Source organism: Undibacterium sp. GrIS 1.2 (assembly GCF_040544435.1).
Classification (GTDB): domain Bacteria; phylum Pseudomonadota; class Gammaproteobacteria; order Burkholderiales; family Burkholderiaceae_D; genus Undibacterium.
Genome location: NZ_JBEONP010000092.1, coordinates 1 through 8,737 on the forward strand (window position 1 = coordinate 1; position 8,737 = coordinate 8,737).

4 protein-coding genes and 4 pseudogenes are annotated in these 8,737 nt (G+C 47.2%); 5 read left to right on the forward strand and 3 right to left on the reverse strand.

Features of this window, described 5'->3' with window-relative positions; genetic code table 11:
• Positions 1–95 precede the first annotated feature (95 nt).
• Positions 96–1,139: pseudogene (locus AAKU61_RS21360) on the forward strand (phosphohexomutase domain-containing protein); the annotation flags it as partial.
• Between the two features lie 252 nt (positions 1,140–1,391).
• Here the strand turns inward: AAKU61_RS21360 and AAKU61_RS21365 are convergent.
• Positions 1,392–2,276 (reverse strand): annotated as a pseudogene (locus AAKU61_RS21365) (IS110 family RNA-guided transposase); the annotation flags it as partial.
• A gap of 277 nt (positions 2,277–2,553) precedes the next feature.
• Between AAKU61_RS21365 and AAKU61_RS21370 the strand changes: the two are divergent.
• On the forward strand, positions 2,554–3,867 hold the full coding sequence (locus tag AAKU61_RS21370) for an ATP-binding protein (protein ID WP_354335541.1): 1,314 nt from the start codon (positions 2,554–2,556) through the stop codon (positions 3,865–3,867).
• A 42-nt stretch (positions 3,868–3,909) separates the two neighbouring features.
• Here the strand turns inward: AAKU61_RS21370 and AAKU61_RS21375 are convergent.
• Positions 3,910–4,009, reverse strand: a pseudogene (locus AAKU61_RS21375) (hypothetical protein); the annotation flags it as partial.
• A gap of 564 nt (positions 4,010–4,573) precedes the next feature.
• Here AAKU61_RS21375 and AAKU61_RS21380 point away from each other — a divergent pair.
• Complete coding sequence (locus AAKU61_RS21380) at positions 4,574–6,295, forward strand: phospholipase D-like domain-containing protein (RefSeq protein ID WP_354335542.1); 1,722 nt, start codon at positions 4,574–4,576, stop codon at positions 6,293–6,295.
• Between the two features lie 195 nt (positions 6,296–6,490).
• Positions 6,491–7,159 carry a phosphatase PAP2 family protein gene (locus tag AAKU61_RS21385; RefSeq protein WP_354335543.1) on the forward strand — a complete coding sequence of 223 codons (669 nt, stop codon included), beginning with the start codon at positions 6,491–6,493 and terminating at the stop codon, positions 7,157–7,159.
• Positions 7,160–7,562: 403 nt separating this feature from the next.
• On the opposite strand, the gene AAKU61_RS21390 is transcribed toward AAKU61_RS21385, so the two are convergent.
• Entirely contained in the window at positions 7,563–7,742 is a 180-nt protein-coding gene (locus tag AAKU61_RS21390; protein WP_354335545.1) for a PLP-dependent transferase, read from the reverse strand.
• A gap of 180 nt (positions 7,743–7,922) precedes the next feature.
• Here AAKU61_RS21390 and AAKU61_RS21395 point away from each other — a divergent pair.
• A pseudogene (locus AAKU61_RS21395) lies at positions 7,923–8,519 on the forward strand (integrase core domain-containing protein); the annotation flags it as partial.
• Positions 8,520–8,737: the final 218 nt, after the last annotated feature.

Genomic DNA, 8,737 nt, shown 5'->3' on the forward strand with positions numbered 1-8,737 from the left:
CGTTTGAGTACTTTGCGTAGCTCGTCTATCATTACATGAATCACAAATTTTGTCGGATCGGCAGTCTAACAGAGACAGCCTATTGCGACAGAACCCTCGATAGAGCGCTGCATGCCGCCACTACGCACAGATACGACTACCTTGCCGCTTATGTCGACGATCTCGACAAGATAATTGATATGAAGGCAATTCGCGGCGCAAACCTTCGTCTTGGAGTTGATCCGCTCGGCGGCGCCGGCGTGCATTACTGGGCAAGAATTAGCGAGCAATACAATTTGAACCTGAGTGTAATCAGCGACGAAGTCGATCCAAGCTTTCGCTTCATGAGCGTCGATTGGGACGGGCGTATACGTATGGACCCTTCATCGCCATATGCCATGCAACGTCTGATAGGATTGAAGGATTGCTATGACATTGCTTTCGCATGCGATACTGACCATGATAGGCACGGTATCGTCACGCCAGGTGCAGGATTGATGCCGCCAAATCACTATTTGTCGGTCGCCATTGATTATTTGTTTCTGCATCGTCCACTATGGTCGAAAGGCGCAGGCGTCGGCAAGACCGTCGTCAGCAGCCAGATGATTGATCGTGTGTGTGCCCGTTTGGGACGTAAGCTGGTTGAGGTGCCGGTTGGCTTCAAGTGGTTTTCCGCTGGTCTGTACGAAGGTTCACTCGGTTTCGGCGGTGAAGAAAGTGCTGGTGCATCCTTCTTGCGTCTCGATGGTTCGGTTTGGACAACAGATAAAGACGGCCTGGTGCCTGCACTCCTTGCAGCAGAAATAATGGCGAATACCGGACGAGACCCAGGTGAACAATATCGCTTGCTGACACAAGAATTCGGCGACCCGGTTGCTGACAGGGTTGAGGCGTCCGCCACACCGGCGCAAAAAGCCATGTTGCTGAAGCTCTCACCGCAGCAGCTTCACTGTACCGAGCTTGCTGGTGAAAAAATTAAGTGTATCCTGACCAAGGCACCGGGCAACGATGTGGCGATTGGTGGCTTAAAGGTCACCTCGGAAGGCGGCTGGTTTGCGGCACGCCCGTCTGGTACTGAGGACATCTATAAAATTTATGCAGAGAGTTTTCGTGGTGAAGACCATTTGCAGCGCATAGTGAAAGAAGCGCAAGCGATTGTCATCGTTCTGCCGCGATTATGCGTAAGAATCGCCAGCGAGATTGCGGGTGTGGGCGTGTATTCGTCTTGCTCGGCCAGCATGATTTCGACACCGTTCGCAGCAAGTATGTCAAACAGCGTCGTAAATTTTCCAGTTGTCAGCGCGGGGCGTTTCCAGAGAGATTCACAGAAGCCCTTGCGGCTATTGGATCGACGAAAATTACCTGGACGCTGAATTTCAATTGAAGTGGAAAATTCTCTGCGCTGTTTAACACCCATTAGTCGATGGCTTAGCTTCGGCAAATCGGATCACTGCTCTTGCTCCATGAATCAATAGTGTGCGTAAATAAGTGTCGCCCCGTTTGCTGATGCCTAGAAGCACTGATTTGCCACCACTGGAGTGCTGTCGCGGAACAAGCCCTAGCCATGCAGCTAGCTGACGCCCGTTATCGAAGTTCTTAGCATCGCCAATTGATGCCACCAATGCCGTGGCAGTGATGGGACCTATTCCTGGGATTTCAGCAAGCTTTCTACTCGTCTCTGAAGAGCGGTGCCATTGCTGAATTTTTTCATCCATCTCATCGACCTGTTTATCAATGTCTTTCAAGTGGTTATATAAACGCTGCAGAAGATCTCGAAAGCTTGACGGTAAATCTGATTTTTCCATGACTTCTGGGAGGCGCTTGGCAATGTTCGTTATTCCTTGCGCGATGATAATGGCGAACTCGGACAGCAAACCGCGAATCTGGTTTGCTTGCGCCGTCCTCACTTTAATAAAAGATTGACGCACCCGGTGCAATGAGAGAACAGCTTGTTGTTCGTCCGTTTTTATCGGAACGAAGCGCATATTGGGTCGATCGACGGCTTCGCAGATTGCTTCAGCATCGGCAGCATCATTTTTATTTGTCTTAACATAGGGTTTCACAAACTGAGGTGCCATGACTTTCACCGTATGCCCCATTGCGCTCAACTTCCGTCCCCAGTAATGGGCACTGCCACACGCTTCCATACCAATTAAACATGGTTGTAATCGAATAAAAAACGCCGCCATCTTAGACCGATCTAGTTTCTTTGGAAGTACGGCATTTCCATGCGCATCAACGCCATGAATTTGAAATACATTTTTAGCTAAATCGATTCCAATTGTAGTAATCTTCATTTTGGACGCTCCTTTCATTTAGGGGGTGTTGCCGCTCCCATTTTGGCACATCGATGCCGTTTGAAAGAGGGCGTCCATTCCATTAGAGCCTAACTGTGCGAATCGTCACTTTTTCGCGCATATAAACGAAATTATAAACATTATTATGCGCATAAAAATGCGTATATATGCATTTTTATGCGCATAATAATGTAAATTCTAGTAAAATCAGATCCAAAATATGACAGGAAAAATATATCGGTGCCGCTGATATTGCCATATTCCTGGGGGGACACCATTGAAACGACAATTACTTGATAAGCTAATCAATTGGAAATCGCAGCAGCAACGCAAGCCGTTGTTAATTGATGGGGCGCGTCAGACCGGGAAAACGTATCTACTGACACAATTATTGGGACAGAGGTTTACTCACACGCTCCATCTCGATTTTCTGGAACGCCCTGATCTTGCCCAAGCATTTGCGGGATCACTAGCCCCAAACGATATTCTGTCAAATATTGAATTGCTCACAGGACAAGTTTTTAATCCCGCTACCGATTTATTAATACTTGACGAAATTGGTGAGTGTGAGCGTGCAATATCATCTTTAAAATATTTTGCAGAAAAAACTCCAGACTATTACATCGCTGCCAGTGGTTCTAATATCGGATTGCTCAATTCGTTTCCCGTTGGCAAAGTCGAGCAATACAATTTGCGTCCTCTGACATTTTACGAATTCCTACTCGCTTCAAATGAGCCTGCGCTGATTAAAGCTTTCGAAACGCAAGTTAATAGCCCCGCAGCACACAACATCTTATTTGATAAACTAACCGATTACTATTTCACCGGCGGACTGCCTGAGGCAGTAGCAGCATGGTTTGCGAATCCAGACGCCAGCATACTCGAACGTATTTCAAACGTCAGACAGATTCATGCAAATTTAGTAGAAGGGTACCGTCGCGATTTTGGAAAGTATTCGAACAAAGGCGACGCTCAATTAATTGAAGCCGTCTTCAATCAAATTCCTGCTCAATTGTCTGCAGTCGTCGATGAGTCAGTCAATCGTTTCAAATTCAAAGGTGTCTATAGAAATAAATCACGCTATGGTGAATTTGAAACAGCGATCAATTGGTTACACAGATGTCGCCTCGCATTGAAAAACCACCCAATAGAAGGAATGCCTAGAACACCGCTCGCTGCTTACCAAGAAGAAAACAAGGTTAAGCTCTTCCTGTTTGATGTCGGTCTTCTTAACAATATGCTCGGCGTCGGCTTTCGCGAAATCAAACAACAAGCATTCGAATACAAAGGCTACATCGCCGAAAATTTCGTCCAACAAGAATTGGCCGCAATCGGCATAGAACCTAGTTTTTCATGGAGTGATGCACGCGCAGAAATTGAATTCATTGTCACCAATGATCAAGGCCAAATTATTCCGGTCGAAGTCAAAAGCGGTAAGCGCACACGCGCAAAGTCGCTGCAATCATATATTGAAAAATGCAAACCACACAAGACTATTAAACTCACTGGAACGCAGGGTTCAACAGAAATCGAGCAAACTCATATCGTGATGCCGCTTTACTATGCAAAATATTTGCCAACTCGCTGGTAATTAGCGGAGGGTACTTCGGCTCTTGCATTGCTTCTTTTTTGAGCCATTTACTGATGGTATTGCGAGACAAATTGGTTCGTCTCGCAATTTCTCGTATCGAGAGTTTATCGCGGAAATACATCCGCCTTATTTTGGTTAACATGTCCACGGTGATCACTCCATGTCTCCCTGCTCATTTGTTCAGCAGGCAATTCAATCACGTGGCTCAGTTTAGGGTGATCTTCAACAGTACAAAGTCCTAGTTTGTTAAACAGCGCAGAGAATTTTCCACTTCAATTGAAATTCAGCGTCCAGGAAATTTTCGCCGATCCAATGGCCGTAAGGGCTCCTGTGAATCTCTCTGGAAACGCCACACGCTGACAACTGGAAAATTTACGACGCTGTTGCCGGCTCGATTAGGTTCAAAAGGCCGCCTGTCCGCACCTTGGTACCGCATTGCGTACTGTTTTCGCGCGCCAACTTTAATGGCGTTGCCAGCCCCGATTGGTCAAGCATTCACAACGCGGCTCTCCCTATCTGCGAGACTTAAAAGCTATAATAGGTAAAAATATCAATAAACTAACATTTAAATGATAACATAATCAATATAATACTTTACCTTCTTGACAAGTGAGATGGTAGATCACTAACCTGTCTTTTGTTGGAGCGAGCCGAAGTCTTTGCATTTCCATATCTTAATCAGAAATCCAAACTCGGGAGGTCGTTCATGGTCACCACATCTTACCAATCTGTCGGAACTAATGCGAAAGCTGAATTCACGCTCAAATTACATCGCGGTGAGGGCATGATACTGCTGGGAATGAATTGGAAATCAGGCAAACCGCCTGTCAACTTTGTGGGCTTCGCGATCGAGTACCAGCCACCCTCCGCTAAGGCATTTAAACCTCTTAACAACCGACTATCATTTCCGACGCCCGGCGGCGCGATCGGTCCTCAAGTGCAGTCTAGTCTTGTCGCACCCATACAGAAGTTCCGCTGGGTACATTTCCCGTCAGAAGCGCAAACCGCTGGCGCGTTCAACTATCGCGTCACTCCTCTCTTTATGGATGCCGAGGAGAATCTCAGCCAAGGGGAGCTTCAGCAAGCAAATATTGAGCTCGGCAAGGATACCTACCAAGGTGAACTCAACGTTTCCTTCACTCGCGGCTTTGTCTCGTCACAAGCTTTCATCGATCACTATCAACAGGACGGACACACCATCAGTGAAATTCTCCCCGATAATCCTGACAACGGATTGGACTTCAAACCAACTCACCCAGATGCTGTTGAAGCGCTCTCTCGGCTGGGATTTGAGTCTCGCCAGTCCATTTTGGAGGTGCTCGATACGGCTTTAGCAACGCCGACAGCGACAGTTAAAGCCATTGCATACGACCTAAATTTACCCGAAGTGCTCGAACGGTTTGAACGACTCGGCAATCGTCTCACTATCATTGTCGACGATTCCGGTCAGCATGGATCTGCTACCTCATGTGAAAGTCAGGCCACTGCTCGCCTAGTGAAGTCTGCGGGAGCCAACCAAGTCAAGCGTCAGCACATGTCTGGACTACAGCACAACAAAGTGTTGATCGTGGAAAGCGGCACTTACAAGGCTGTAGTTTGTGGTAGCACAAACTTCAGCTGGCGCGGCTTGTATGTTCAGGCAAACAATACCCTTGTGATCTTGCAACCGTCCGCTGTGGCAGTTTTTTCAGCAGCCTTCGACTTATACTGGAATTCTGCCTCGGGTGCGGCATTCAAGAAGGAGCCCGCCACCGCTTGGACGGATCTTCAATTGCCTAGTGTGAATGCTAAGGTGACGTTTTCACCCCACTCAACTGGCTCTGCGGTACTCCAACCAGTGGCCGATGACATTGACACTGCAACGTCTTCTGTTTTATTTGCATTAGCGTTCCTGTATCAAACAACGGGACCGCTTCCTAATTCTATCCAGACCCTTGAAAGGAGTCAGAATATATTTGTCTACGGCATGTCTGACCGGGACGATAAAAAGATTGACCTTGCAAATGCGGATGGTCACTTTGTACTTACCGAACCAGAGTTTTTGGGGGCCAATGTACCAGCGCCCTTCCGTTCTGAATCTGATGGCGGTAGCGGAGTTAGGTTGCACAATAAGTTTGTCATCGTTGATTTTGACAAACCGAAGTTAGCACGTGTCTATACGGGATCGTTTAATTTTTCGAATCCAGCAGACACATCAAATGGAGAAAACCTTTTAATTATCCGAGATCCGCGCGTTGCTACCGCCTACATGGTGGAAGCTGTGAGTCTTTTCGATCACTACGAATTCAGAAAAGCAACAAAAAAAGCTAGTGACAACGCCAAACCTCTTCAACTTCAAAAACCACCCGTTGACATTACGATAAAACCTTGGTGGGATCGCTACTGGTCCGAAGCTCTGCGCCAACGAGACAGGGAGCTATTTTCATAGCATTTAGTATTAAAGATGAAAGTAATATAAACAAAATTCCGCTCTTACAAATTCGCCGGCTCGCGAAGAAACAAATCAACAATCAATACTGCCATGTGAAAAGTTGGTGGGGTCGGACGCTTACACAAAAGGCGCAGCTTAGCGTACCTTATTTTCCGTTTTTTGAAACAACGCTCGTAACATCGAAAGCCATTAATGCATCCGTTGAAATCCTGGCTGCGGCACCACTATGGGTCATTGCTCGCGCTGTTCATCGGTGTCTTAGTACCGCTATTTATTTTCGGTAGTCTCGCGGAAGAAGTGGTTGAGCACGAGGTATTTTCTTTCGACAAACCGATCCTTTTATTTATACACGCTGATGTTTCGCCGCTGCTTGATTCTGTCATGCTGTTCTTCACGCGCGCGGGGTCGGCATTCGTTTTAGTGCCATTCAATTTTGCAGTCTTTGTCGTACTGCTGCTCAAGCGTCGCGCCGCTGCTAGATTTTGGTTTTTTTCCGTCGCCGGTGCAGGATTGCTGAATCTATTTGCTAAAAATACCTTCACCCGCATCCGGCCCGATCTTTGGATATCAAGGATGCCTGAAACCACTTATAGTTTTCCAAGCGGCCACGCCATGCAATCGATGGCAGTTACCGTTGCACTCATCGTGCTCACAAGGAGTAGCCGTTGGAACGTTGTCGTAATTGTATGCGGCAGCTTGTTTGTGACGTTTGTCGGCCTGTCGCGTATTTACTGGGGCGTCCATTATCCATCAGATGTCCTTGCTGGTTGGGCGGCATCTCTGGCTTGGGTAAGTGGGTTAAGTACGATGTTCAGGGATAGTCTTGCTATACCAAAACCCGTTGCAAATTCGACAGAATAAAATGTTCAGAGTGAGTTCCGGGACAGTCAAATGTGAAGGCGTTGATTGCGAGCTGGACCGCCTGTGATCGCTAGCGGGTACAGTTATTTGTCTGCGGTTCCTCGTTCGATCGCCCAAGTTAGACTGCGTTGCTTCGCAGCGCGCACGAAAATCCCTAAGTCGTTCACTGTTCTTGCTCCCAAACCCGAGGATCGGCAAGATGGACCCACCTGGATACGCTCTTGGCAGTGATGGATTTGGAATGACGGAATTTTCGGCGGTTCTTGCATAGAATCCCCTAACCTAAATTAATGAGCTTTGTTGGCAATCGGTAATATCGTTGGCTACGTTTGGTATCCATAGGTTTCTAGATTTTTTTTAGAGCGTTGTCGAAGTCTTGCAAAATATGTTCAATTGGTTCAAGTCATACGGAAATCCGGACCAACTGTTCAATAATACCAATTCTCTCTTGCTCTGATGTCGCGATGCGATTGTGGGTGGTTGTCTGCGGATGAGTAATCGTCGATCTTGAGTCCCCGATGTTAGCGGTTCTGGAAATCAACTGAACGGCATCAGTGAATACCCAGACCTGCTTTTTTTTTATATGTAGAACGAAACGATGTCAAAGCGATCGATCGGTACACTCGTGCGGCCAATGCTGGTCATAAAAAAGCCGCCCAGACTCTGGTTGCAATGTATGAAAACGGCTTCGGGGTTGAACGCAATGACGTATTGGCGCAAAAATTTCGAGCAATGGTTTATTGACTGCGATGAGTCATTTGTCATCAGGTACAGCCGACCCACACTAGGTGACCGTGTGCAAATGGACGTTTGTAAGATCGCGCTTGGTATCTATCAGTACACGGCCATTGACGACTGCACGCCCTACAAGGTTCTACGGCTCTTCCGCCGCCGCACAGCAAACAACACGATTGCGTTCTTCGATGCGGTGATCGAAGACATGCCGTTTGCGATCCAACGAATTCAGACTGATCGCGGGCGCGAGTTTTTCGCCACAAAATTTCAGGAACGGCTTCTGGAGTGGGGGATCAAGTTTCGCCTCATCAAGCCTGCATCGCCGCACCTAAACGGCAAGGTAGAGAGGTCACAACGAACTGATCTCGACGAGTCCTATTCCACAGTCGATATCAAAGATCCATTGCTCCCCGATCTGCTGGCGGAATGGCAGCACTACTACAACTTGGATAGACCACACAGTTCTCTCGATGGCAAAACGCCTACCGAGCGCCTTACCGAACTCTCCGACGATGCACTGCTATGGGAGGAGGTCAGCGCTAAATTCAACCCGTCAAAAGAGCGTCTTCAGGAACAGAATTATAGGGCTGAACTAGCGCTGCGAAAATTGAAACGATGTCTGTGAACCGCGCAAATTAGTAATATTCGGGAAATCAGACAAACTGGTGAAATTTCGGTTTCTCTTTCTATTAGTCACTTATCTTAATTTCGGCGCTTTCCATGTTTATCCTTTCCGCTCAACATTCAGTTTGAGATCTTTGCACGATAAAAAGCCAAGCAGAGTGTTTACCTCAAATGAGACAATAGCAACAGGATAAATTTAAAGAGTGGCAATCATGGCGT